The sequence below is a fragment of the Eggerthella guodeyinii genome (assembly GCF_009834925.2).
Taxonomy (GTDB): Bacteria; Actinomycetota; Coriobacteriia; order Coriobacteriales; family Eggerthellaceae; genus Eggerthella; species Eggerthella guodeyinii.
Genome location: NZ_CP063310.1, coordinates 3,698,135 through 3,720,502, shown reverse-complemented (window position 1 = coordinate 3,720,502; position 22,368 = coordinate 3,698,135). Strand labels below are relative to the sequence as shown.

General features: G+C 66.2%; 20 protein-coding genes. 9 read left to right on the top strand and 11 right to left on the bottom strand.

All coding sequences use genetic code 11. The features are described from left to right. Positions 1 to 15: 15 nt before the first annotated feature. Positions 16 to 579 carry a gamma carbonic anhydrase family protein gene (locus tag GS424_RS15915; RefSeq protein WP_160941420.1) on the bottom strand — a complete coding sequence of 188 codons (564 nt, stop codon included), beginning with the start codon at positions 577 to 579 and terminating at the stop codon, positions 16 to 18. 202 nt (positions 580 to 781) lie between these two features. Between GS424_RS15915 and GS424_RS15910 the strand changes: the two genes are divergently transcribed. Continuing rightward, a complete protein-coding gene (locus GS424_RS15910; protein WP_160941419.1) occupies positions 782 to 2,038 on the top strand; it encodes a molybdopterin molybdotransferase MoeA in 1,257 nt (418 codons plus the stop codon). Beyond that, positions 2,039 to 2,515 carry a MogA/MoaB family molybdenum cofactor biosynthesis protein gene (locus GS424_RS15905; protein ID WP_160941418.1) on the top strand — a complete coding sequence of 159 codons (477 nt, stop codon included), beginning with the start codon at positions 2,039 to 2,041 and terminating at the stop codon, positions 2,513 to 2,515. Between the two features lie 210 nt (positions 2,516 to 2,725). On the opposite strand, the gene GS424_RS15900 is transcribed toward GS424_RS15905, so the two are convergent. From GS424_RS15900 to GS424_RS15885, 4 genes are all read right to left on the bottom strand, one after another. After that, the gene (locus GS424_RS15900; protein WP_160941417.1) at positions 2,726 to 3,580 is read right to left on the bottom strand and encodes a dimethyl sulfoxide reductase anchor subunit family protein; all 855 of its coding nucleotides are present in this window, start codon (positions 3,578 to 3,580) and stop codon (positions 2,726 to 2,728) included. Beyond that, positions 3,577 to 4,200 (bottom strand): DMSO/selenate family reductase complex B subunit, encoded by a 624-nt coding sequence (locus GS424_RS15895; RefSeq protein WP_160941416.1) that lies wholly within the window; start codon positions 4,198 to 4,200, stop codon positions 3,577 to 3,579. Before GS424_RS15895 ends, GS424_RS15900 begins: the two co-directional genes overlap by 4 nt. A gap of 102 nt (positions 4,201 to 4,302) precedes the next feature. Beyond that, positions 4,303 to 4,938 carry a 4Fe-4S dicluster domain-containing protein gene (locus GS424_RS15890; RefSeq protein WP_154332826.1) on the bottom strand — a complete coding sequence of 212 codons (636 nt, stop codon included), beginning with the start codon at positions 4,936 to 4,938 and terminating at the stop codon, positions 4,303 to 4,305. Between the two features lie 15 nt (positions 4,939 to 4,953). After that, positions 4,954 to 7,407, bottom strand: a complete 2,454-nt coding sequence (locus tag GS424_RS15885; RefSeq protein ID WP_160941415.1) for a DMSO/selenate family reductase complex A subunit — start codon at positions 7,405 to 7,407, stop codon at positions 4,954 to 4,956. A 201-nt stretch (positions 7,408 to 7,608) separates the two neighbouring features. Here GS424_RS15885 and GS424_RS15880 point away from each other — a divergent pair, with 201 nt between their 5' ends. The 3 genes from GS424_RS15880 to GS424_RS15870 all read left to right on the top strand — a co-directional run bounded on the left by GS424_RS15880 (position 7,609) and on the right by GS424_RS15870 (position 11,348). Next, on the top strand, positions 7,609 to 9,144 hold the full coding sequence (locus GS424_RS15880; protein WP_160941414.1) for a helix-turn-helix domain-containing protein: 1,536 nt from the start codon (positions 7,609 to 7,611) through the stop codon (positions 9,142 to 9,144). A 140-nt stretch (positions 9,145 to 9,284) separates the two neighbouring features. Beyond that, positions 9,285 to 10,691, top strand: a complete 1,407-nt coding sequence (gene alr / locus GS424_RS15875) for an alanine racemase (RefSeq protein WP_160941413.1) — start codon at positions 9,285 to 9,287, stop codon at positions 10,689 to 10,691. Between the two features lie 15 nt (positions 10,692 to 10,706). Continuing rightward, positions 10,707 to 11,348: a uracil-DNA glycosylase gene (locus GS424_RS15870; protein WP_160941412.1), complete on the top strand. Its 642-nt coding sequence runs from the start codon at positions 10,707 to 10,709 to the stop codon at positions 11,346 to 11,348. A 339-nt stretch (positions 11,349 to 11,687) separates the two neighbouring features. Here GS424_RS15870 and GS424_RS15865 read toward each other — a convergent pair whose 3' ends face one another. The 3 genes from GS424_RS15865 to GS424_RS15855 all read right to left on the bottom strand — a co-directional run bounded on the left by GS424_RS15865 (position 11,688) and on the right by GS424_RS15855 (position 13,573). After that, positions 11,688 to 11,855: a hypothetical protein gene (locus GS424_RS15865; protein ID WP_160941411.1), complete on the bottom strand. Its 168-nt coding sequence runs from the start codon at positions 11,853 to 11,855 to the stop codon at positions 11,688 to 11,690. A gap of 77 nt (positions 11,856 to 11,932) precedes the next feature. Continuing rightward, the gene (locus GS424_RS15860) at positions 11,933 to 12,418 is read right to left on the bottom strand and encodes a hypothetical protein (protein WP_160941410.1); all 486 of its coding nucleotides are present in this window, start codon (positions 12,416 to 12,418) and stop codon (positions 11,933 to 11,935) included. A 231-nt stretch (positions 12,419 to 12,649) separates the two neighbouring features. Further along, on the bottom strand, positions 12,650 to 13,573 hold the full coding sequence (locus tag GS424_RS15855) for a magnesium transporter CorA family protein (RefSeq protein ID WP_160941409.1): 924 nt from the start codon (positions 13,571 to 13,573) through the stop codon (positions 12,650 to 12,652). A 286-nt stretch (positions 13,574 to 13,859) separates the two neighbouring features. Between GS424_RS15855 and GS424_RS15850 the strand changes: the two genes are divergently transcribed. The 3 genes from GS424_RS15850 to GS424_RS15840 all read left to right on the top strand — a co-directional run bounded on the left by GS424_RS15850 (position 13,860) and on the right by GS424_RS15840 (position 17,852). Then, a complete protein-coding gene (locus GS424_RS15850) occupies positions 13,860 to 14,699 on the top strand; it encodes a sulfide/dihydroorotate dehydrogenase-like FAD/NAD-binding protein (protein WP_160941408.1) in 840 nt (279 codons plus the stop codon). 1 nt (position 14,700) lies between these two features. After that, entirely contained in the window at positions 14,701 to 16,173 is a 1,473-nt protein-coding gene (gltA, locus tag GS424_RS15845) for an NADPH-dependent glutamate synthase (RefSeq protein WP_160941407.1), read from the top strand. Between the two features lie 365 nt (positions 16,174 to 16,538). Then, complete coding sequence (locus GS424_RS15840) at positions 16,539 to 17,852, top strand: bifunctional folylpolyglutamate synthase/dihydrofolate synthase (RefSeq protein WP_160941406.1); 1,314 nt, start codon at positions 16,539 to 16,541, stop codon at positions 17,850 to 17,852. A gap of 198 nt (positions 17,853 to 18,050) precedes the next feature. Here the strand turns inward: GS424_RS15840 and GS424_RS15835 are convergent, their stop codons facing one another. Next, entirely contained in the window at positions 18,051 to 19,532 is a 1,482-nt protein-coding gene (locus tag GS424_RS15835; RefSeq protein WP_244977586.1) for a helix-turn-helix transcriptional regulator, read from the bottom strand. A gap of 249 nt (positions 19,533 to 19,781) precedes the next feature. Between GS424_RS15835 and GS424_RS15830 the strand changes: the two genes are divergently transcribed. Beyond that, positions 19,782 to 21,314 carry an FAD-dependent oxidoreductase gene (locus tag GS424_RS15830; protein WP_160941404.1) on the top strand — a complete coding sequence of 511 codons (1,533 nt, stop codon included), beginning with the start codon at positions 19,782 to 19,784 and terminating at the stop codon, positions 21,312 to 21,314. Between the two features lie 97 nt (positions 21,315 to 21,411). Here the strand turns inward: GS424_RS15830 and GS424_RS15825 are convergent, their stop codons facing one another. Continuing rightward, a complete protein-coding gene (locus GS424_RS15825; RefSeq protein ID WP_009609420.1) occupies positions 21,412 to 21,630 on the bottom strand; it encodes an acyl carrier protein in 219 nt (72 codons plus the stop codon). Between the two features lie 57 nt (positions 21,631 to 21,687). After that, complete coding sequence (locus GS424_RS15820) at positions 21,688 to 22,290, bottom strand: Tat pathway signal protein (protein ID WP_009609440.1); 603 nt, start codon at positions 22,288 to 22,290, stop codon at positions 21,688 to 21,690. Positions 22,291 to 22,368: the final 78 nt, after the last annotated feature.

Below are 22,368 nucleotides of genomic sequence, written 5' to 3'. Positions count from 1 at the left end.
GAAGGGGCGAGCGCGCTACGCGCCCACCTGCATGTCCATGTCGGGGGCGGGGTGCTCGAGCGCGCCCTGGGCCAGCATCTCGGCGCCCACTTCCACGTACTCGTCTCCGGCTTCGGTGCACATGAGCGCCACCTCCTCGTCGGACAGCGTGCGCGACACGCGCGCGGGCATGCCCATGATCAGGCTCCTCGGCGGGAACTCGCGATGCTCGGGCACGAGCGCGCCCGCAGCCACCACGCACTCGTCGCCGATCTTCGCGCCGCTCATGACGATGGCGCCCATTCCCACCAGCACGTTGTCGCCGATCTCGCATCCGTGGATGATGGCACCGTGCCCGACCGTGCAGTGGCGGCCGATGATGGCGGCGTCGCCCGACGACACGTGAACGAGCACCCCTTCCTGAAGGTTCGATTCGTCGCCCACCACGACGGGCTCCAGGTCGCCGCGCAGGTGCGCGCCGGCGAATACGGTGACATCGCGACCGAGGGTCACGTCGCCGACCAGGCTCGCGGCGGGGGAGATGCGTGCGGTGGGGTGGGCTTTCACGCGATGGTAAAGCGGTTTTTCTGCTGCGGTCATGGCGGTCTCCTTATGCGTTGGCTCGGTTGCTCGCTTCCATTATCGCCGAGGGGCGCGGCCGCGGCCATCGGCAGATCGCGACGATTGGGTGGAGCGCGCATTCGCCGCGGCGTCCGCGCGGTTGCCGAAGCCGTCAAACTTGCTGCGCAACACTATACTGCAAGCGCTATAATGGGCCGACGAAGGAAAGGGATGTGCAACCATGCCAGAAATGATCTCACTTGAAGAGGCCCGCGCGCTCGTATTGTCGCACGTGGCTCCCTTGCCGGTGGAAACCGCGCCCGTGCTGGAAGCGGTCGGCCGCGTGGCTGCCGCCGATTTGAAAAGCGATATCGACATCTCGCCGTTCGCCCACTCGGCGATGGACGGGTTCGCGGTGCGCGCGGCCGAGCTGGCCGGGGCGTCGCCGGAGACGCCCGTGGAGCTGGACGTCGTCGCCGAGATCGCGGCCGGCGACGTGTACGAGGGGCCCATCGCGGCGGGCCAGTGCGTGCGCATCATGACCGGCGCGCCGATGCCCGACGACGCGGACTCCGTGGTGAAGTACGAGATCGTCGACGTGGTGACCGGCGATGGCAAGCCCGGCAGCCGCGTGGCGTTCGCCGCGCCTGTCGACGAGTGCTCCAACGTGCGCGAGGCGGGAGAAGAGGCGAAGGCCGACGAAGTGGTGGTGTCGCAGGGCGAGGTCATCGGCTCGGCCGGCGTCGGGTTCCTCGCGGGCTGCGGCATCGTGGAGGTGCCGACGCACCGCCGCCCGCGCGTGGCCGTCATCTCCATCGGCTCCGAGCTGGTGGACCCCACCGAGGTGCCTACGCCCGGCAAGATCCGCAACTCGAACAGCTATGCGCTGGCCGCATGCGCGCAAGCCGCCGGTGCGGTGCCCACCATCCTTCCCATCGTGGAGGATACGAAGGAGGCTCTCGCGGCGGCCGTGTCCACGGCGGTGGACCAGTACGACTTCGTCGTGACGAGCGGCGGGGCGTCGAACGGCGATTTCGATTTCATCAAGCCCGTGGTGTCCGAGTTGGGCGATCTGCTGATGACCACGGTGAACATGCGTCCCGGCAAGGCACAGACGTTCGGCATCGTGCGCGGCACGCCCGTGTTCGGCCTGCCCGGCAACCCGGCGGCGGCCTACGTGGGCTTCGAGATGATCATCCGCCCGGCGCTGCGCAAGATGCAGGGATACGCGCACTTCGAGCGCCCGTCCGTGATGGCGAAGCTGTCGCGCGACGTGAAGAAGAAGGACCCGCGCCGCATCTTCCTGCGCGGAACGTTGTACAAGGACGAGGGCGGCGACTACGTGGTGGCGCCGGCGAAGAACCAGAGCTCGGGCCTGTTCGGCGTCATCCAGCGCAGCAACTGCATGGCCATCCTGCCGGAGGGTCTCGACTCCCGCACTGCCGGCTCGCCCGTCCAGTGCGTCCTGCTCGACGTTTCCGAAGAGGTGAGTTTGTAGATGGAGCCTATCACGTTTGCCATTATCACGTGCTCTGATACGCGTGGAATGAAGGAGGATACGGCGGGCGCGGCGCTCGAGGCGCTCATCGCCGAGAACGGCTGGACGTGTGCGAGCCACGTGGTGGTGCCCGACGAGCGGCCGTTCATCGCGTCGGCCATCGTGCGCGCCTGCGACGAGCAGGACGTGGACGTGGTGCTGACCTGCGGCGGCAGCGGGCTCTCGCTGCGCGACGTGACGCCCGAGGCCACGATGGACGCCTGCGAGCGCAACGTGCCCGGCATCGCCGAGGCCATGCGCGCCCACTCGCTGGCCATCACGCCGTACGCCATGCTGTCCCGTGCGCTGTGCATGCAGCGCGGGCGGCACCTGGTGATCAACCTGCCCGGTAGCGAGAAAGCCGCCCGCGAGAACTGGGACGGCGTCGTGAAGGCCCTCCCGCACGCCGTCAAGATGATGGCCGGCGGCGGCCACTAGCTTCCGTTCGAGTGCGCCGCAAGCCCTCCGTTCCGTTCTGGGCGCGAATCGGCACCCATGCCAATAAACAGGTAGAATCAGGCCCCTGGAAGGCGCGAGGGAATTGCGCCACCAGGGGTTTTGCGTATCACGGCGACGACGAGCCTTGGAAAAATTGGCATAGGTCCCGATTCGCGCCCAGAACGGAACGGAGGGGGGCTTGCCTCTCGCTCAGAACCCTACGGTCATGTGCAGGTGGTAGAACACGATGCGGGTGACGAAGACGGCGAGCAGCACGAGGACGCCGGCGGCGACGCGCAGGGCGAGCGTCGTGCGGCGGGATTGGACGCGCTTGAGCGACAGGCCAGCCAGCGCGAGGGCGACCGCGCCCACGGCGAGGTGCACCCCGATGGTGGTGGGGTAGTACGGCGCCAGCGTGCTGGCCGAGAATTCGTTGTTCGCGATGCCGCCGAGGCTGCCCTGGTGCAGCGCGAGCACGACGGTTCCCGCCACGAGGGCGAGGCCGGCCAGCACGACGAGCGCGCACTCGAGGGCGCGCGGCCGAACCCGTGCCAGCTCCAGGAACAGCAGTCCCAGCACCGGCCCGGCCAGCAGCGCGGCCAGCACGAGGTTCGCCGGCGTGTAAGGCGTGTCCCAGGTGGGAACCGTGTCCACGCCGTACGCCATCGACGTGCACGCGATGAGCGCGACGCCCGCCAGGCAGGCGAGCGCCAGCCACGGTTTCGCCACGGCGTCGGGGAAGCGCTCCTTGAACGCCATCATCCAGTACGAACCCACCAGGAACAGGAACGCCACGGCGCTCAGCACCTCGTTGGACAGCGGCGAGCGGCCGATGCCCGAGAACACGTGCAGCGCGTTCGCCGGCGTGCCGAGATGGGTGGCCGACGCGATGAACCCCACGAGCACCACGCTGAACGGACACGCGATCATGCGGTCGATGCGCACCGACGCCGCGTGGTCGTGCGACCAGAGCCGCACGAGCGCGAGCGCCAGGAACGCCACGACGCCCGCCGGTGCGAGCGAGGTGAACAGCCCGAGCGAGAAAGCGTCGAATCCGCTGGTCATAGGTGAATCTCCGTCCGGTTGACGATGCTTCCTCCCCGCTCCTCGGCGTGCGCGACCGCGGGCGACGGCAGGATGAGGAGGTTCGGCTGCGTCGCCGTCTCGTCGGGCAGGGGCAGGATGGAGCGCACCGTGTCGGGGTGGCGGCTTGTCAGCTCGGACACGAGGCCGAACTCGAGCGCGCGCACGGGGCAGGCGTCCACGCAGATGGGCTGCTTGCTCTCGGCCACGCGATCGCGGCAGCCGTCGCACTTGCTGCTGCGCTTCAGGTGCGCGTCGATGTGGGGCGCGTGGTAGGGGCAGGCCATGGTGCAGTAGCCGCAGCCGATGCACTTGCTGGCATCGGGCCATACCAGCCCCAGCTCGTCTTTGTGCATGGCGCCGGTGGGGCACACGCGGGTGCAGACGGGGTTGTTGCAGTGGTTGCAGGAGACGGACACGTGGTACGCGAACGCGTCCTGGGAAAGCGAGCCGTCCGCGTCGAGGTGCCACGAACCGCCCTCGTAGTCGATGACCATGCGAAAGGCCATGTCGGGGCCGTGATCGTGGTAATCTTTGCACGCCAAGACGCAGGTTCTGCACCCGGTGCAACGCGTGTTGTCGTAGAAGAATCCCCGTGGCATGATGCCGCTTTCGGTCGAGAACGATGCAAGGTAAACGATTTTACCATGGGCTTCCCCCTCCGACGCGACGCGCCGGAGGGGGAAGCGGCCAAGGGAGGGTGCTTACGCCACGCCCGTCACTTCCTTTTCGTTGGCGATGGCGCCGGTGGTGTCGCCGGGATCCTTCGCCGCGGGGCAGGGAAGGATGGCGATGGAGGGCGTCGTCTGGTCGGGCGACGGCATCGGCGCGATGCCGGCCACCGTCCCCGCGTGCTTCGAGCGCAGCTCCTCGATGTCGCCGAACTCGAGCGCGCGCAGCGGGCAGGCGTCCACGCACAGGGGGTTTTTGCCCTCGGCCACGCGGTCGGCGCAGCCGTCGCACTTCACGCCCTTGCCCAGCTCCTTGTCGACGATGGGCACGTTGTAGGGGCACGTTTCCACGCACACGCCCGCGCCCGTGCATTTCTCCTGATCGATGGCCACGAGGCCCGTCTCGGTGTCCTTTGTGATGGCGCCCTGGGGGCACTTGGCCATGCATGCCGGCATGGCGCAATGCTGGCAGCCCAGCGACACGTGGTAGGCGAACGCGTCGGACGTGTAGGTGCCGTCGCCCGCGTCGGTCCAGGCGCCGCCTTCGTAGTCGTACACCTTGCGGAACGCGATGGTGGCGGACAGGTCCTTGTAATCCTTGCACGCCATCTCGCAGGTGCGGCAACCCGTGCAGCGCGTGCTGTCGAAGTAGAATCCGTACTGAGTCATGTCGTCTTTCCCCCTTTACGCCTTGGTCACTTGAGCGATGATGGAGTGCGCCGGGCCGTTGCCCTTGGCGTACGGCGTCGGCCGGTACGTGGTCAACGTGTTGACGCACGCGCCCTCGTCCACGCGATCGCCGCTCATGTTGGCCTTGTGCCACGCGCCCTGCGGGATGCCGATGGTGCCGGGGATGATGCGAGGCGTCACCTTGGCCTCGATGCGGATCTCGCCGGCCGGGCTCTTCACGGCCACCGTGTCGCCGCTGGCGATGCCGCGCGGCTCGGCGTCCGCGGGGTTGATCCACAGCTGCTGGCGCGCCACCTGCTCGAGCTCGGGGATGAAGCCGAACGAGGAGTGGGTGCGGCTCTTGTGGTGGAATCCGGCGCAGTACAGCGGGTACTCCTCCGTCGTGGTGCCGTAGCCCTGGAACCCGGGGGTGAACACGGGGATGGGGTTGATCGTGTCGCCCTCTTCAAGCTCCCAGGTGGAGGCGATCTCGGCAAGCTGCTCGGAGTAGATCTCGATCTTGCCGGACGGGGTGCCCAGCGGGTTCTTCACCGGGTCGGTGCGGAACGCCTCGAGGCCGATGCAGGGCTCCAACGCGCGCTTGTACACGCCCTGCTCCTTGATCTCGTCCCAGCTCGGCATGTTGCCGTCAGCCTTCGCGCCCGCTTCGTAGAGCTCCTTGATCCAGTCTTCCTGCGTCTTGCCCTCGGTGAAGGCGTCCTTCATGCCGAACTTGTCGGCGATGTCGGCGCACACGTCGTAGCTCGTGCGGCACTCGCCCGGCGCGTCCTGCGCGGGCCCGCCCACCACGACGGCCGTGTAGTACTCGGAGTAGCCCTGGGTCTGCATGTTCAGCTGCTCGGAGCGCATGGCGTCGGGCAGCAGGATGTCGGCGTACTTCGCGGAGTCGGTCATCACCGTGTCCCACACCAGGATGAACTCGCACTTGCTCTCGTCGGCCAGGATCTCGTGCGTGTAGTTGATGTCGCCGTGCTGGTTCGTCAGGCAGTTGCCGGCGTAGTTCCAGATGAACTTGAAGTCGCTCTGCAGCTTGTCCGCGCCGATGACCCCGGCGTTGGTGGCGGTCATGTCCTTGCCGTGGTCGACGGCGTTCACCCACTGGTACACGGGGATGGCGGTCTTCACGGGGTTCTCGAACGGCAGGCTGCCGACGAGGTAGGTGGGCGGTTCGGCTTCGCGCTGGCCGGTGTTCGTGCCGGGCAGGCCGATCTTGCCGATGAGGATGGGCAGCATGCAGATGGCGCGCGTGGCGTCCTCGCCGTTTGTGTGGCGTTGCGGACCCCAGCCCTGCACGATGAAGGGCGCCTCGGCGGCGGCGATGTCGGCGGCAAGCTCGCGGATCTTGTCGGCCGAGATCTGCGTGATGGGGGCGGCCCACTCAGGGGTCTTCTCCACCATGTCGTAGCCGGTGCCCATGATGTAGTCCTTGTAGGACTTGCTCTGGCCCTTGGCGCTCTCGGGCATGGTGTCCTCGTCGTAGCCGACGCAGTAGGTGTCCAGGAACTCCTTGTCCACCAGGTCGTTCGCGATCCATTCATGCGCGATGGCCGAGCACAGCGCGGCGTCGGTACCGGTGCGAATGGGCAGCCACTCGTCGGGATGGCCCGAGGCCGACTCGTTCAGGCGGTAGTCGATGTTGACGATCTTGCCGCCGCGCCCGACGACGGCCTCGCGCACCTTCGCGAAGTCCCACACCGCGTTCGCGCCGCCCATGCGGGTTTCCGCCGGGCTGTTGCCGAACATCACGACGAGGTCGGACGCGCGCTCGGCCTCGGAGAACGAGGAAGCGTTCACGGCGTCGTACGGGCTGAAGACGCTGCCTTTCTCCTTGTCGCTGCCGTACATGAACGGCATGATGGCCTGCAGCATGTTCGTGGAGTAGTCGTACGCCTGGTTGACGTAGCCGCCGAGGAGGCTGAGCAGGCGCAGGCCCGGCTGCTTGCCCGTGCACGAGTACATGCCGGTGGCGTAGTTCACGTACACGGCCTCGTTGCCGTACGTGTCGATGACGCGCTTGAGCTCGCTGGCGATGGTGTCGATGGCCTCGTCCCAGGAGATTTCCTCGAACGCGCCCTCGCCGCGCTTGCCGACGCGCTTCATGGGCTTCGTCAGACGGTCGGGGCTGTTGAGCCAACGGCGCATGGAGCGGCCGCGCAGGCAGGCGCGCGCTTGCAGGTCGGTGTCGCCGGTGTTGTCGGTCTCCATGTAGACGATCTTGCCGTCTTGGGAGTGCCACTGGAAGATGCAGTTGCCGCCGCAGTTGACGTTGCACTGGCTCCACGCGATCTGGTCGGTGGCCGCTGCCGTGCCCTCGCCGGCCGCGTCCTGCTCGCCCTTCGGCGTGCAGCCGTAGAGCGCCGTCGATCCGGCGGCGCCGGCAAGCGCCAGGCCGGCCAACGATCCCTTGACGAACGTGCGGCGCGACAACGTCGATTCGTTCATGGTCATGGTTCCCTCCTCTAAATCCGATTGTTCCTCTCGCCTTTTCAAACGTACCCGAAACAACCGGCCGACGAATCACACTCGTCATGTGATTTAAGAGCAAAACCCCAGGTGGGGATTATCATCATTCCTCGAAACCCCCCGATCGGGGTCCCACCTATGCTACCATGCTTAAGCATCACGAGACGGGGAGGGGGTTGCAGGACCATGGCTCGAACGATGCCGCGCATGCACGTGTCCAGTTGGGGCTACGCATGCTTCCTCACGGTGAACGCCACATCCATTTGGGGCGGCGTCTTCCCGTTTTTGCCGCTGGAGTTCCAGACCGCCGAAATCACCCTCACGTTCTTCTTGGCGCAGGCGCTCGCGTTCGGCGGCGCGTTCGTGGCGAGCATGTTCGGGTCGTACTACTTCCCGCGCGGGGCGCGCGTGATGCTCGTGTCGCTGAGCGCCATCCTCGTGTTCGCCGGCTCAGCCTGCCTTATCGCCGCCATGTACACGACGATGATCACGCTTGCGCTCGTGTTCGCCGGCGGCGTGCTGTTGGGCATCGGATGCGCGGGCATGTTCATGCTGTGGCAGCGCTACTTCGCGTCGTTGTCGGCGACCGAGGGCAACCTGCGGCTCATCGTGGGCACGGCCATCGCGCCGCTCATCTACTTCGCGCTGTACCTCGTGCCCATCGCGTTGACGGCGTTCCTCATCCCGCTCGTGTTCGTGCCCCTGTGCGGCCTCTGCATCGCGCTGTCGGTGCGCGAGATGCAGGTGGACCAGCCCATGTTTGAGGATGTCCCGCAGCAGCATCCGCGCGTGTATCGGCAGGTGGTGGCCGACTATTGGCGCAGCGCGCTGTGCGTGGGATCGCTCGCGTTCGCCAGCGGCGTCATCCGCGGCATCGCGCTTTTGCACGAGGAGATCGGGGCGGTGGTGAACAGCGCGTCCATGCTGGGCTCGCTCGTGTCGGCGGCGGTGCTGCTGGTGCTGTGGTACCGCATGAGCTTCCGCTTCGGGCTGACCTCGGTGTTCCGCGTGGTGTACCCGCTCATCATCACGGGGTTCCTGCTGCTGCCGTTTTTGGGCGCGACCTACCTCAACCTGTTCGCGGCGCTCACGTACATGGTGTTCTCGCTCGTGCAGATGCTCATGATGATGCAGTGCGCGCAGATCTCGCGCGATCGCGGCATCAACCCCGTGTTCATCTACGGGTTCTTCGGCGGCGTGGCCTACATCATGCAGAGCGCCGGTTTCCTGCTGGGGTGGGTGAGCGATTTCGTGTCGGTGGACGGGCGCGAGTGGCTGTTCGTCGTGGCCATGGTGTCGAGCTACGTGCTGGGCCTCACGCTGCTCGTGGCCACCGGCACGCTGTTCAAGCCGCTCGTGGCGAAGGGCACGGTGACGGCCGACCCCATCGAGTTTTTGGCGGCCGGCGTGTCGGAGGAGCCGCGGCAGCAGAAGGCGGCCAAGCCCGCAGCCAAGCGCCGCCGCAACCGCCCCTCGGCTTCCGAGGATGCCGGCGTCATCCGCGACCGCACGTCGAAGCAGTGCCTCATGCTGCAGGAGGCGCACGGGCTGTCGACGCGCGAGACCGAGGTCATGGAGCTCATCGCGCGCGGCAACAGCATGGCATCGATCGCCGAGCGCCTGGTCATCAGCGAGAACACCGTGCGCACGCACGCGAAGCACATCTACACGAAGCTCGACATCCACCGCCGCCAGGAGCTGCTGGACATGCTGGAGGGGTGAGACCCTTTGCGATGCGGCGCGGCGTGCGCGCCCGCAGGCCGCGTCTCCGCGCCCTAGGGCGGTGGGGAAAGCGCCTTGCCTCCTTCCCACCCCTCGTGCCAGTGCTATACTGATGCCCGATCGACTGAAAGGCGTAGAGCATGGCACAGGATCTTCCCAACGGGTTCACCGGTTTCTCGCAGCGCAGGCCCAACGGCTTCGTGTCCGCGAGCGCGGCGATGGGCACGCCGCGGTACGTGGGCGCGCAGCCCCCCGCGAACGGCGCGGCCGGCAGCAGGGGCGCGTACGAGGCGGCCACGGCAGCGTTCAGCAGCGGCGCCGAGGGCGCGTTCCAGTACGCGCGCGACCACGCGCGGCCCGATGGTGAGCCGGCCCAGTTCGATCCCGACAAGCTGCGCCTCATCCCCGACATCGACCGCCGCTGGGCGTGGACGGAGATCGACCTCAACGCCATCCGCCACAACACGAGCGCGGTCAAGCAGCGCATCGACAACGGCGTGCGGCTCATGGCCGTGGTGAAGGCCGACGGGTACGGTCACGGCGCGGTGCGCTGCGCCAAGACCGCGCTGAACTCCGGCGCCGACTACCTGGGCGTGGCCACGGTGAACGAGGCCATCGAGCTGCGCGAAGCGCTGGTGAACGCCCCCATCCTCATCCTGTCGCAGCCGCCCGAGACGGCCATTCCGCTGCTGCTGGCCTACAAGGTCATGCCGAGCGTCTACACCTCCGAGTTCGCCATCCAGTACGCCGAGGCGGCCGACGCGTTCGGCGTGCGCGCACCGTACCACCTGGCGGTGAACACGGGCATGAACCGCATCGGCGTGCGCCACGACGAGGTGGTGGAGTTCATGGGCCAGGTGAGCTTCCATCGCGCGCTCGACCTCGTGGGCACGTTCACGCACTTCGCCACCGCCGACTCGGCGGAGACGCTCGACTTCCAGATCCAGGTCAAGCGCTTCATCGAGGCTATCACGGCGCTGCGCACGGCGGGCGTCAACCCCGGCATCGTGCACGCGGCGAACTCGGCGGCCGCCATCCGCTATCCCGACGTGCAGTTCGACATGGTGCGCCTCGGCATCGGCATGTACGGCCTGCATCCGTCGGGCGTCACGCGCCCGATGATCGATCTGCGCCCCGTCATGAGCGTGCACGCGCGCATCACCGACGTGCGCACCGTGCCCATGAGCGAGGGCGTGAGCTACGGCATGAACTACCGCAGCCCCGGCAGCGTGAAGATCTGCACGGTTCCCGTGGGGTACGCCGACGGGCTGCGCCGCGGCCTGTCGGGCCGCACCGACGTGATTCTCAAGGGCCAGCGCTGCCACCAGGTGGGCAACATCTGCATGGACCAGTGCATGTTCGAGGTCGATCTGCGCGTGTACGGCAGCCGTCGCCGGCTCGATCCCCTGATCGGCGACGAGGTGCTGCTCGTGGGGCGCGAGGGCGATTCCGTGATCACCCTCGACGACATGGCGAACACGCTGGGCACCATCAACTACGAGCTGGCCGTCGGCTTCGCGTTGCGCATGCCGCGCGTGTACGTGTAACAAGGGAGGACTCGCATGACCAAGCCGCATATCCCGCTCGACGAACTTCGCTCGCAGGTGGAAGGGTGCCGCAAGTGCCCGCTGGCCGACGGGCGCACGCAAACCGTGTTCGGCGTGGGCAACCCCGAGGCGCGCGTCATGATCATCGGCGAAGCGCCCGGCAAGAACGAGGACCTGCAAGGCGAGCCCTTCGTCGGCGCGGCGGGCAAGTATCTCAACGAGCTGTTGGCGGTGGCGGGCCTCACGCGCGAGGACGTGTTCATCGCGAACGTGCTGAAGTGCCGCCCGCCGGGAAACCGCGATCCGCGCCCCGAGGAGATCGAGCTGTGCACGCCCTACCTGCGCGAGCAGACGCGCACCATCGATCCCGAGTTCCTCGTGACGCTGGGCAACTTCTCCACGAAGTTCATCCTGAAAACCGATATCGGCATCACGCGCCTGCACGGCTCGGTGCAGCGCGCCGGCAAGTTCAAGGTGTTCCCCATCTTCCACCCGGCGGCGGCGCTGTACGACGGCTCGAAGCGCGAGGCGCTCGAGAACGACTTTGCCACGCTGGGCGAGTTGCTGCGCGCAAGCGATGCGGAGAAGGTTGCGGCGGCGGCCGCGGCCGCGGCCGCCGAAGCCGCCAAAGAGCCCGAGCAGCCCACGCTGCTGTAGCGATTTCCTGTGCTTAATGAAAGACATTATCAATTACTTTCATTAAGCACTTAAGCTCGCCGTATTGCAATGTGGGATTCGGCTATCGAGGTGCCGAATCCCACATGTTGAAGGAACCTACCTAAAAGGATTCTTGGAGGGCATGGAGGGCTTGTAGGCCGGGTTCTTCACTTTTCCCGAACCCATGCATTTCGGGCACGTGATAGCTCCACCGGTATCCGGCCTTTTGATGACGCCTTGCCCCTGGCAGTTTCCGCAACGCATATACTCTTCCATACGGCACCCTTTCTCTTTAATGCGAGTCATGTTTGAGTCAAATGCATTACCTAGACGAAACGATTAACGCATTTTTTTGATGAGGCGTTTTGCCGTTTCTTCGTCGCAAGATTCGCCGTTTTCGATCAACATCTGACGGACTTTCTTCCAGTCGTCTGCCGTCGAAAGGCTGGAAAGCTGATTCAATTGCGATGTGGTCAACCGACGCAAAATCTCTTCTTCGAGTCCCATGTTCTCTCCCTTCTCGTTGATGTTCGTATCGTGAGTCGTCGCGATGCGAACATGCCTGCAAACTGTATTGTTCTCCTTTATTCGATCCAGCTTTCCACTATGTCCTGAATCGTTTGATTGAGGGCGGAGTAGTACATACGCTCTTCTTCAACGGCAGCCGTATCGGTAACTGCTTTTCTGAGCGCTCCGCCCACGGAAAAGGCCCCCTTCGATTCTGCAACGTTTAGCCGTTGCATGCCGGCAGAAGGCGAGCCGTGTTGGACGATGGCGACTTCAAGTATTCCAGCGACTTTATTCAACCCTACGAGGAAACCGCAGTAATTCGAACGTTCTGTAAATTTGAAGAGGATGCCAGGCTGAACTTTCTTGCTGAGCAGACCTCCTGTTTGGATATCGTCGTACTGAGCGGAAACGGCGATCGAGCACTGCGTTTCCATGTGCTCGACAACGGAGGCTCCCAATGATCGAGCCAATTCTTCGGCATCGATGCCGGCTGCTCCGGAAATTCTCTCAGTCCATTTGCAAAACGGATTTTCCGGCAGAGGATCTTTGTACTTGAACACGTTCGCTCCTTCCGAATTTCACCATGGTTGATCCGGTGCAATAAAGGTTGCAAGTGAGCGACGCTTGGCAACTTGCGGCAGCTTTCACCAGCGAAAGCCATTATCGCGACGGCAACAGTTACATTTTATACTGGCGCCAAGAGAAGAAACCTTAGTTGTTTGTACATGATTTCGTTTAATAATTACATAGCCTTTATGGGCGAAATAATGTCGGATTTGAATCAGGGTGGCTTATAGCCACTTCTTGCGTTTGAACAGGATGATCTCGACGATGACGAGGATCACGGACACCGCGATGATGGTCTGGTAGCCCCAGCGCCAGTCGAGGCCGGGCATGTTCGCGAAGTTCATGCCGAACCAGCTGGTCAGCAGCGTGAGCGGCGCGAACAGCGTGGTGATCACCGTGAAGAACTGCATCGTGTTGTTCTGCTGCAGGTCGATTTGCGTCTGGTACAGCTCGCGCAGCTGCAAGCTGTATTCCTTGAGGGTGAGCGAGCGCTTCAGCAGGCGCTCGGCTTGGCGCTCCAGCACGAGGAACAGGCGGCTTTCCTCGTGCGTGAGCAGCTTGTTCTCGTTTTCGGCGATGCCGCTGGCCATGTCGACGAGCTGCTGGTAGTACGTGTCGATGCGCAGCAGCTTGCGCCGGAACGTCAGCATGTTGCGGCTGCTGGCGTCCATGCCCCGGTCGATGATGGACTCCTCCACGTCCTCCATGCGGTCCTCGAGGTCGGCCAGGAACGAGAGGTCGTTCTTCACGAGCAGCTTCATGAATTCGAACAGGCAATGGCCCACGGTGGGCTGCTTCACGATGTGCTGCGTGGCGATGACGTCGAGCACGGGGGCGCAGGTGTCGCCGTCGTCGAGGAACACGAGGTGCGTCGCGTCGAGGTAGAACGCGAAGCAGCGCGGGTCGAACAGCACGTGGTCTTTGTCGGGCACGGCGAACGAGCCGATGAGGCAGTGGGGGAACACGTCGAGGTAGGTGTTCTCCACGGTTGAAATCGAGCGCAGCGATGCTCGCATGTCGGGGCTGAGGAAGCGCGCCTTGTCGATTTCGAGCGTGGTCAGCACCTCGACGATGGGCTGATCTGCATCGATGGGCGTGCCCGCGGGGGCGGGCTCCAAGTGGTTGTTCAGCAGGTAGAGGTGGGCCATCGTGCGTTCTTTCAACGGGGCTGAGGCGGTGCGCCCGCGTGTCGGGCGATTCCTCAGCTTACCACGCAGCATTGCCCCATCCCGCCCCCGGCGCCGCCCGTAAGGGGATTGTTGACGCCTGTCGGGGCGCTGCGAGAACCCTTCCGGTGGGATTTCCTCCACTGGCCGGGTGGAAACACGCTTGAAACAAAGGGGCTGGGACCCCTTTGCTATACTGGCGATAACATCTACGAGACGGCACCGCTTTCGGTGCTGCTTTTGTATCTGAGACGAGAAGGGCGAAGACGTGTATCCCATCGAACAGGTAGAGGCGCTCAATCCCGAGGTGACGCGCATGGTGGTGCGTGCCCCCGAGATCGCGAAAAAGATCAAGCCCGGTCAATTCATCATGCTGCGCATCGACGAGCAGGGCGAACGCATCCCGCTCACCATGAACGACTGCGACGCGCAGGCCGGCACCATCACGATCATCTTCCAGGCGGTGGGCGCCACCACCATGCGTCTCGCCCAGATGAAGGCGGGCGACGCGCTGCTCGATTTCGCCGGGCCGCTGGGGAACCCCACCGAGCTCGCAGGTGCGAAGCGCGCGTGCGTCATCGGCGGCGGCTTGGGCACGGCTATCGCGTTTCCGCAGGCGAAGTGGCTGCATGACAACGGCTGCGAGGTGGACGTGATCACCGGCTTCCGAAACAAGGACCTCGTGCTGCTGGAAGACGAGATCAACCGGCATTCCACGCGCCAGATCATCATGACCGACGACGGCTCGAACGGCAACAAGGGCCTGGTGACGCAGGCGCTGCAGCAGCGCATCGACGAGGGCGCGGACTACGACCTCGTGCTGGCCGTGGGCCCCGTCATCATGATGAAGTTCGTGGCCGCCACCACGAAGCCCTACGGCATCAAGACGTACGTCAGCATGAACCCGCTCATGATCGACGGCACGGGCATGTGCGGCGGCTGCCGGGTGAAGGTGGGCGACGAGTACCTGCACGCGTGCGTGGACGGCCCCGACTTCGACGGTCATCTGGTGGATTTCGACGACGCCATGCGCCGCGGCGTCATGTACCGCAGCTTCGAGAGCGCGGCGCGCGAAGGCCGCGATTGCAACGAGCGGAAGGGGGCCTAGCATGGCGCGGATGAGCTACGAAGCCAACAAGCAGAAGACGCGCGTCCCCATGCCGGAGCTCGACCCCGTCGAGCGCGCGCAGACGTTCGAGGAGGTGGCGCTGGGCTACTCCGAAGAGGAGGCGGTGACCGAAGCGCGCCGCTGCATCCAGTGCCCGAACACGCCGTGCGTGAGCGGTTGCCCCGTGGGCGTGCCCATCCCGCAGTTCATCGCGCAGGTGGCCGAGGGCAACTTCGCCCGCGCGTACGCCATCGTGAAGAGCGCGAACTCGCTGCCCGCCATCTGCGGCCGCGTGTGCCCGCAGGAGACGCAGTGCGAAGGCGTGTGCACGCGCGGGAAGAACGGCGAGCCCGTGGCCATCGGGCGTTTGGAGCGCTTCACGTCCGATTGGGCGTTCGAGCACCCCGAGGAAGCGGCTGCGGCCATGGAGGCGTTCGCGCGCGAGGCCGAAGGCGGCGAAGCCGATGACGACGCGCCGACGTCCGTCGATCTCTCCGGCAAGCGCGTGGCCGTCGTGGGCTCGGGCCCGGCGTCGCTGACGTGCGCGGGCGAGCTGGCGAAGCTCGGCTGCGACGTGACGGTGTTCGAGGCGCTGCACAAGGTGGGCGGCGTGCTGACCTACGGCATCCCCGAGTTCCGCCTGCCGAAGGACCTCGTGCAGCGCGAGGTGTCGAAGCTGGGCGACAAGGGCGTGTCGTTTGAGGTGAACGCGCTGGTGGGCAAGCTCTACGACATCGATGAGCTCATGGAGGACCGCGGCTTCGACGCCGTGTTCGTGGGCACGGGCGCGGGCCTGCCCAGCTACCTGGGCATCGAGGGCGAGGGCCTCAACGGCGTGTCGGTGGCAAGCGAGCTGCTGACCCGCGTGAACCTCATGAAGGCGTATCTGTTCCCTGAGTACGAGACGCCGGTGTACGCCGGCAAGAAGTGCGTGGTGGTGGGCGGAGGCAACGTGGCCATGGACGCCGCGCGCACGGCGAAGCGCCTGGGCGCCGACGTGACCGTGGTGTACCGCCGCGGCCGCGACGAGATGCCGGCGCGTGCCGAGGAAGTGCACCATGCCGAGCAGGAGGGCATTCACTTCCAGCTGCTGACGAACCCGACGCGCATCCTGGGCGACGAGAACGGCTGGGCGTCGGGCGTCGAGTGCGTGCGCATGGAGTTGGGCGAGCCCGACGCGAGCGGGCGGCGCCGTCCGACGGTGGTCGAAGGCAGCGAGTTCGTCATCGACATCGACATGCTGGTGGTTGCGGCGGGCTCGAAGACCAACCCGCTGATCGCGAAGACCACCCCGGGGCTCGAGGTGACGCCGCGCAGCCTGATCGTGGCCGACGAGCGCACAGGAGCCACGTCGAAGCCGGGCGTGTTCGCCGGCGGCGACGCCGTCATCGGCGCGGCAACCGTCATCCTCGCCATGGGCGCCGGCAAGCGCGCGGCAGCGGGCATCGCGGAGTATCTGGTTCCGAAGGCCTGACGGCCTTCGGAACCCGCCGACGCTGCGCCGCGAAGCAAGTCCCCGAAGGGGGCGGGGCGCTGTGGCACCCGATCTCGCGGCGAGGCCGAGGACTCGCGTACCGAAGTACGCTTCGCCCTCGCCCTCCCCGCGAGATCGGGCACCACAGCGCCCCTCGCTGACTTACTGCGCCAACCCGCGCGCCCATTATGCGCCCTGCGGGCGCATGGGCGGGTCGCTTCGCTCCCGCCCGACCACCCGCGCGGTTGTTCTCGCGCTGCGCGCGAGGCGCGGGTCGCTTCGCTCCCGCGCGTTTCGCGCTTGCGCGCGAACGAATGTTTCACGTGAAACATTCGTCTCGATCCCCATCTCATCAGGAGGTCCCTATGTCGTTCGATCCTATCGCCTACATCAACGAGCCGCGCTGGTTGGAGTCGCGGCTGGGGCTCGACCGCATTCGCGAGCTGCTCGACCGGCTGGGCCGGCCGCAGGATCGCCTCAAGTTCGCCCATGTGGCGGGCACGAACGGGAAGGGCTCGACCTGCGCGTACCTGGCCTCCATCCTCCAGGCAGCGGGGCTGCGCACGGGGCTGTTCACCAGCCCGTACCTCATCACGTTCGAAGAGCGCATCCGCGTGGATGGCGCCAACATCACGCTCGACGAGCTGACCGAGGCGACGCTGCTCGTGAAGGAGCAGGCCGAGGCCATGGCCGACCATCCCACCGAGTTCGAGCTGATGACGGCGGTGGCGCTCGTGCACTTCGCGCGCCGGGGCTGCGATATCGTGGTGCTCGAAGTGGGCCTCGGCGGGCGCCTCGATTCGACGAACGTCATCGACGCGCCCGAGGCGGCCGTCATCGCGCGCATCGGCCTCGACCACACGAAGCTGCTCGGCACCACGCTGGCCGCCATCGCGGGCGAGAAGGCCGGCATCGTAAAGCCGGGATCCGCCGTGGTGTCGTGGCCGCAGGACGCCGAAGCGATGGCCGTGGTCGAGCAGACGGTCTCGGCGGCGGGCGATACGCTCACCGTGCCCGATTTCGCGTGCTTGAACGTGGGCCCGGTGGAGTGGGGCGCTTCCGGCGCGCCCGCGCGCTCGTTCTCGTACGGGCGCTTCGCCGACCTGCGCACGAAGCTGCTGGGATCGTACCAGCCGGCGAACGCGGCGCTGGCCATCGAGGTGACCGAAGCGCTGCGCACGCGCGGATGGGCCATCGACGACGACGCGGTGCGTCAGGGCGTCGCAGGCGCCGCCTGGCCGGGGCGCTTCGAGATCGTGCGCGCGGGGGAGGGCGAGCCGACCGTCGTCGTGGACGGCGGGCACAATCCCCAGGGTGCCCGCGCGCTCGTGGATTCGCTGGCCGACGTGTTCCCCGGTCGCAAGCCCGTGTTCATCATGGGGGTGCTTGAGGACAAGGACTACCCGGCCATGCTGGAAACCGTGATGCCGCTCGTCGGGGGGTTCGTGGCGGTGACGCCCGACAACCCGCGCGCTCTTTCCGCCGACAGGCTGGCGCGCGCCATCCGCTGGACGGGGCAGGACGTGCTGGGGTGCTCGGCGCACATGCGGCCTCACGTCGCGCGCGACATGGCCGACGCGCTGGCGAAGGCGCGCGAGCTGGCGGGGGCCGACGGCCTCATCTGCGCGTTCGGCAGCCTGTACTCGGTAGGCGCGCTGAAAGAGCAGCTGGAGGGGTAGACGTCTTCTGCCCGGGTGCTGCGGGGGGGGGGGTCGGAATGCGTGCGTTGGGGCAGCCCCTCCCCATGGCGCGAAAGGGCGTCTGCGGCCTAACGACCGCACGTCGCGCCGATTCGGCAAGGAAGCGGCATGCGATCGGCGCGGAGCAAGACGCGCGCATGCCGAAGCTTCCGCCGCGCTAGGGAAGAGGATAGGCCTCTATTCCCTATTCTGCAGCAGGTCGATCAATTCCTGCTTCGAATGCACGTCGAGTTTCGTGTAGACGTTCTTGGCGTGCGTGCGCACCGTGTTCTCCGACAGGCACAGCGCCTCGGCGATGTAGGACTTGCTGCGTCCCTGGGCGATGAGCAGCGCCACTTCCGTCTCGCGCTCCGAGAGGTCGAACGCGTCGCGGAACCACTCCTGCGGGTCCGGCTGGGCCTGCGCGCTCGGCATCGCCGCGGGGGCCGGCGTCGAGGCTCCCGCCCCTTCCATCTCCGCTCGCCTCGTCTCGCGCGCCGCGCCCGCCGCGCTTCGCCGGGCGGGAGCCGCCACGTCTTCGGTGAACAGCGGCCGCAGCTTCAAAATGCCGTCCGACAGCAGCAGCGCCATGCTGGCGGCCAGCGCGAACACCACGATGCCGATGACGGCGGTCACCGCGTACGACGAGGCCCCCATCGCGCCCAGCACCATGATCAGCACGCGGCCCGCGTCGCGCGACAGCACGCGCGACGCCCAGGCGAACCCGTACACGGCGTACACGTCGGTGGTGGTGTGGCGCGCCACGTCCTGCAGCGTGATCCACAGCACGCCCAGCATGAGCGTGTCGGCGATGTTGACGGTGGCGATGGCCAGCCCCGTGAAGTGCCCGGGGAACACCGACAGGATCAGCATGCCCGCGGCCACCAGCATGATCTCGATGCGCCAGAGGAACGAGAAGCTCAGCCGCTTGCGCTTCACGATGAACCACCAGATGATGAACAGGCTGATCACCACGACGCCCATCTGGTGGACGACGCGTTGCAGCGCGTCCATGGGCACAGGCTCGCCGGCGGGGAAGCCGCGCGAGATGCCCAGCGCCAACCCGAACACGGCCAGGCCGCCGAAGATGAACAGCATGGTACTGCGCGGCTCTTTGTCGTAGATCGGCTCGGGCGCGGGCTGCGGTCCCACGTCGGTCTTCATGGCGCGCTGGTAGCACAAGAGGGCGATGGCCGGCATGAACATGCTCACCGTGTAGCTGAGCGCCTCGGGCAGGAAGCTGAGCGCCAGGCCGCCGAGCGATCCGAGGGCCAGCGACAAGAATCCGTACAGCACCGACTGGCGCAATCCCAGCCGCACGTACGCCGCCGTCCACATGCCGCCGCCCAGCGCGCCGCCGATGCCGGCGCACACGCTGGCCACCGCCAAGATATCGACGGCACCGGTTTCCTTGCCCGCCAGGATGAGCACGGTGGAGAACGTCATGACGGCGAAGCCGAGCCACGCCACCGTCGTGCGGTTGCCCTTTGAGAACGGCTTGCGCAGCGCGATGGCCGCGCCGATGACCATCACCAGGCCGTACGCGAGGTTGTTGACCACCGTGAACAGCCCGTCGTCGCTTTGCGTGTACGACGCGAACAGGTTCACCTGCAGCCAGACGCGCGTGGCCGCCAGCCCCAGAAACGACGGCAGGAAGGCGCCGCCCATGAGGGCGCGCATCTGATTCGTTCGAGCGGTTGCGCTCGCGTGCGGCATCGATCCTCGATTCTTGCAGGGGGACGAAGTACGGCAACCAGTATATACGAGCACGCCCGAGCGCGTGCACTACGCGTAGTCTGCGCCTCACACCTTCCGGGTGAAACCCGGCGGCATCGGGTGTTTTTCACCCGGAAGGTGGCTTCTGAGGTGCGCGCATCGTGCGTAGAGTGCAGGGCATGAAGCATCACCCCAGGGAGGAAAGGATCAATCATGACGGGAATCAAGACGGGACGCACCGCCACTGCTGCCACCGAGACGACGAGGGCTTCCATGCCGCTGACGCGCCGGCAGTTCGCTCAGGCGCTGACGGGCGGTTTGGCCACCATGGCGTTGGGCAGCCTGTTCGGCTGCGCGCCGCAGCAGGCCGCGGCGGCCGAGGCGCACGAGACAGTGGACTTCGACGTGGTGGTTCTGGGCGGCGGCGGTGCCGGCGTGACGGCGGCGGGCCAGGCTGCGGCGGCCGGCGCGAAGACCGTGCTGCTGGAGAAGATGGCGTGGCTGGCCGGTTCCAGCTCGCTGGCCCTCGGCACGTTCTACGGCGCGGGCACGCAGCTGCAGAAAGCCGCGGGCATCGAGGACGATCCGTCGGGGCTGCTCGACTACTTCCTGTCGCGCGGCGGCGACAAGCTGGACTACGACGTGCAGAAGTTCTGCGCCGAGCACTTCGGCGAAACCATCGACTGGCTGACGGGCGAGCTGGGCGTGCCCTTCAAGGAGACCGTGTCGAAGAAGGGCAAGGATCCGGTGCCGCGCGGCCACAACTGCGCCAACAACGCCATGGACGCGCTGCGCGCCGTCACGGCGTACGCTCAGGAGCACGGCGCCGAGTTCCACTTCGGCACCACGGTGGAATCGCTTGTGGTCGATGACGGCGGCGCGGTGACCGGCGTGCTCGCAAAGCGTGGGAACGGCTCGACGGTGCTCTACAACGCGAAGAACGTGATCGTGTCCACGGGCGGGTTCTGCCGCAACGTCGAGATGATCGACGAGTACTGCCCCGACTACTCGGGCGTGTACACCGAGGTGGGCGTCGGCTGCACGGGCGAGGGGCTGCAGATGGGCCTCGACATCGGCGCGGACTACGTGGGCCACGGCGGCACGAACGGCATCCTCGCCTGTCCCGTGGAGCCGGGCCAGTCGAAGCTCATCAGCAACAAGGCGCTGTGGATCAACTCCAAGGGCGAGCGCTTCGCCAACGAGGCCGGCCAGACGCACGACATCTACTACGACGTGGCGCACTTCGACGATCAGAAGTTCTTCGCGGTGTACGACCAGGCCATGGTGGACGCGCTTGACGAGGATCTGCGCAGCAAGCTCGACTTCGGCTTGGAGCAGGGCATGTTCGCGAAGGCCGACACGGTGGCCGAGGCGGCGGCAGCGCTCGGCATCGACGGCGCTGCGGCGCAGACGGCGCTCGACGCGTACAACGAGCTGGCCGCGTCCGGCGAGGATACCCAGTTCAAGAAGAAGGCCGAGAACCTCGTCCCGCTCGCGGAGGCTCCCTTCTACGTGCTGACGATGGGCGTGTGCACGCACGGCAGCTTCGGCGGCTATCGCGTGAACACCGAGTTCCAGGTGCTCGACACCGACGGTCAGCCCATCCCGCACCTGTACGCGGCCGGCGAAGTGTGCTGCGGCACGTTCGTCTACGACGACTACCCGGCGGGCGGGTGCGGTCTGAACTGGTCCTACACCTCCGGTCGCTTCTCGGGCGCCAACGCGGCCAAGGCGGCGCTCGCGTAAGGTTTTCCGCTGGCCCGATTCTCCCTGGACAAGCGAAGGCCCGCCGATCGGCGGGCCTTCGCGGTGCTGCTGGATGGTACTGCGTGCGCTGTCGCGCTTACAGCGAGTCGATGTACTCCACGAGGCTGCCCACGGTGTCGAGGCCCTCGGGCTCGCCGAAGTCCACGTCGCAGGCCTCTTCGAGGTCGCAGATCAGCTCCACCATGTCGAGCGAGTCGATGCCCAGCGAGTCGAACGTCGAGCTCTCCTCGACGGTGCTCGGGTCGATGTCGAGGTTCTCCTCGAGGATGGTCTTGATGGTGTCGATGGTTGCCATGCCGCTCCTATCGTCTAGTTTCGGTGGCACCCATTGTATCGGACAACGCGCGAAGAGTTAACCGACGGGCAGGAGTTCGGTAATCTCCACAAAGGTGCACACGGCAAGCTGCTCGTCGGCGTCCTTCAGCTTCCCGATGACGGATTCGTCTTCCACGAGGGTCGCTTTCACCACCGAGCCCTGGTGGCGCAGCTCCTTCGTCTCGGCCGTCGGGTTCGGCACGTCGAAGGCGATCATGCCGATCTTCGCCCGCTCGAAGTTCGCCTTCGTCTGGTTTTCGGCCCAGGCGAACGCGACGTACGTTCCGTCGATCATGGCCGCGGGCACGAAGATGGCGATGTTCGGCGTGCCGTCCTCGTTCGATGTGGAGACGACGCATTCGGTCTGGTACGCCATGACGGCGTCTTGCAGCTGCGTTTCGGTGAAGGTGGTGTACTTGTTCGTGGCCAAGCTTGCGGAGGATACCGCGTCGACCCACTCGTGCACTTCGCCTGCGCTCGCACCCGCCTCTTGCTGCGGCGCTTCGGCGGCGGCGCTTTGCTGCTGCGGCGCGCATCCCGACAGGCCCGCGCCCGCCATGATGCCGAGAGCGCCCGTCGCCGCGATACCTTGAATGAACGAGCGTCGGTTGAGCTGCTTGCCCTGAGATTGTTCTTCCATGGTTCATCCCTTCTGACAGAGGGGCGCGCATCCGCTCGCCCCGTTCCCTTGCTTTCTGGATTCTGCCTCGAAGACGGC

Excerpts from the sequence above, each read along its gene's own strand:
- GS424_RS15905 (WP_160941418.1), top strand. The coding sequence starts at position 2,039 with ATGGAGCCTATCACGTTTGCCATTATCACGTGCTCTGATACGCGTGGA.
- gltA (WP_160941407.1), top strand. The coding sequence starts at position 14,701 with ATGGCGCGGATGAGCTACGAAGCCAACAAGCAGAAGACGCGCGTCCCC.
- GS424_RS15820 (WP_009609440.1), bottom strand. The coding sequence starts at position 22,290 with ATGGAAGAACAATCTCAGGGCAAGCAGCTCAACCGACGCTCGTTCATT.
- GS424_RS15885 (WP_160941415.1), bottom strand. The coding sequence starts at position 7,407 with ATGACCATGAACGAATCGACGTTGTCGCGCCGCACGTTCGTCAAGGGA.
- GS424_RS15835 (WP_244977586.1), bottom strand. The coding sequence starts at position 19,532 with ATGCGCGCCCTCATGGGCGGCGCCTTCCTGCCGTCGTTTCTGGGGCTG.
- GS424_RS15910 (WP_160941419.1), top strand. The coding sequence starts at position 782 with ATGCCAGAAATGATCTCACTTGAAGAGGCCCGCGCGCTCGTATTGTCG.
- GS424_RS15865 (WP_160941411.1), bottom strand. The coding sequence starts at position 11,855 with ATGGGACTCGAAGAAGAGATTTTGCGTCGGTTGACCACATCGCAATTG.
- GS424_RS15825 (WP_009609420.1), bottom strand. The coding sequence starts at position 21,630 with ATGGCAACCATCGACACCATCAAGACCATCCTCGAGGAGAACCTCGAC.
- GS424_RS15880 (WP_160941414.1), top strand. The coding sequence starts at position 7,609 with ATGGCTCGAACGATGCCGCGCATGCACGTGTCCAGTTGGGGCTACGCA.
- GS424_RS15900 (WP_160941417.1), bottom strand. The coding sequence starts at position 3,580 with ATGACCAGCGGATTCGACGCTTTCTCGCTCGGGCTGTTCACCTCGCTC.
- GS424_RS15890 (WP_154332826.1), bottom strand. The coding sequence starts at position 4,938 with ATGACTCAGTACGGATTCTACTTCGACAGCACGCGCTGCACGGGTTGC.
- GS424_RS15855 (WP_160941409.1), bottom strand. The coding sequence starts at position 13,573 with ATGGCCCACCTCTACCTGCTGAACAACCACTTGGAGCCCGCCCCCGCG.
- GS424_RS15840 (WP_160941406.1), top strand. The coding sequence starts at position 16,539 with ATGTCGTTCGATCCTATCGCCTACATCAACGAGCCGCGCTGGTTGGAG.
- GS424_RS15870 (WP_160941412.1), top strand. The coding sequence starts at position 10,707 with ATGACCAAGCCGCATATCCCGCTCGACGAACTTCGCTCGCAGGTGGAA.
- GS424_RS15915 (WP_160941420.1), bottom strand. The coding sequence starts at position 579 with ATGACCGCAGCAGAAAAACCGCTTTACCATCGCGTGAAAGCCCACCCC.
- alr (WP_160941413.1), top strand. The coding sequence starts at position 9,285 with ATGGCACAGGATCTTCCCAACGGGTTCACCGGTTTCTCGCAGCGCAGG.
- GS424_RS15895 (WP_160941416.1), bottom strand. The coding sequence starts at position 4,200 with ATGCCACGGGGATTCTTCTACGACAACACGCGTTGCACCGGGTGCAGA.
- GS424_RS15830 (WP_160941404.1), top strand. The coding sequence starts at position 19,782 with ATGACGGGAATCAAGACGGGACGCACCGCCACTGCTGCCACCGAGACG.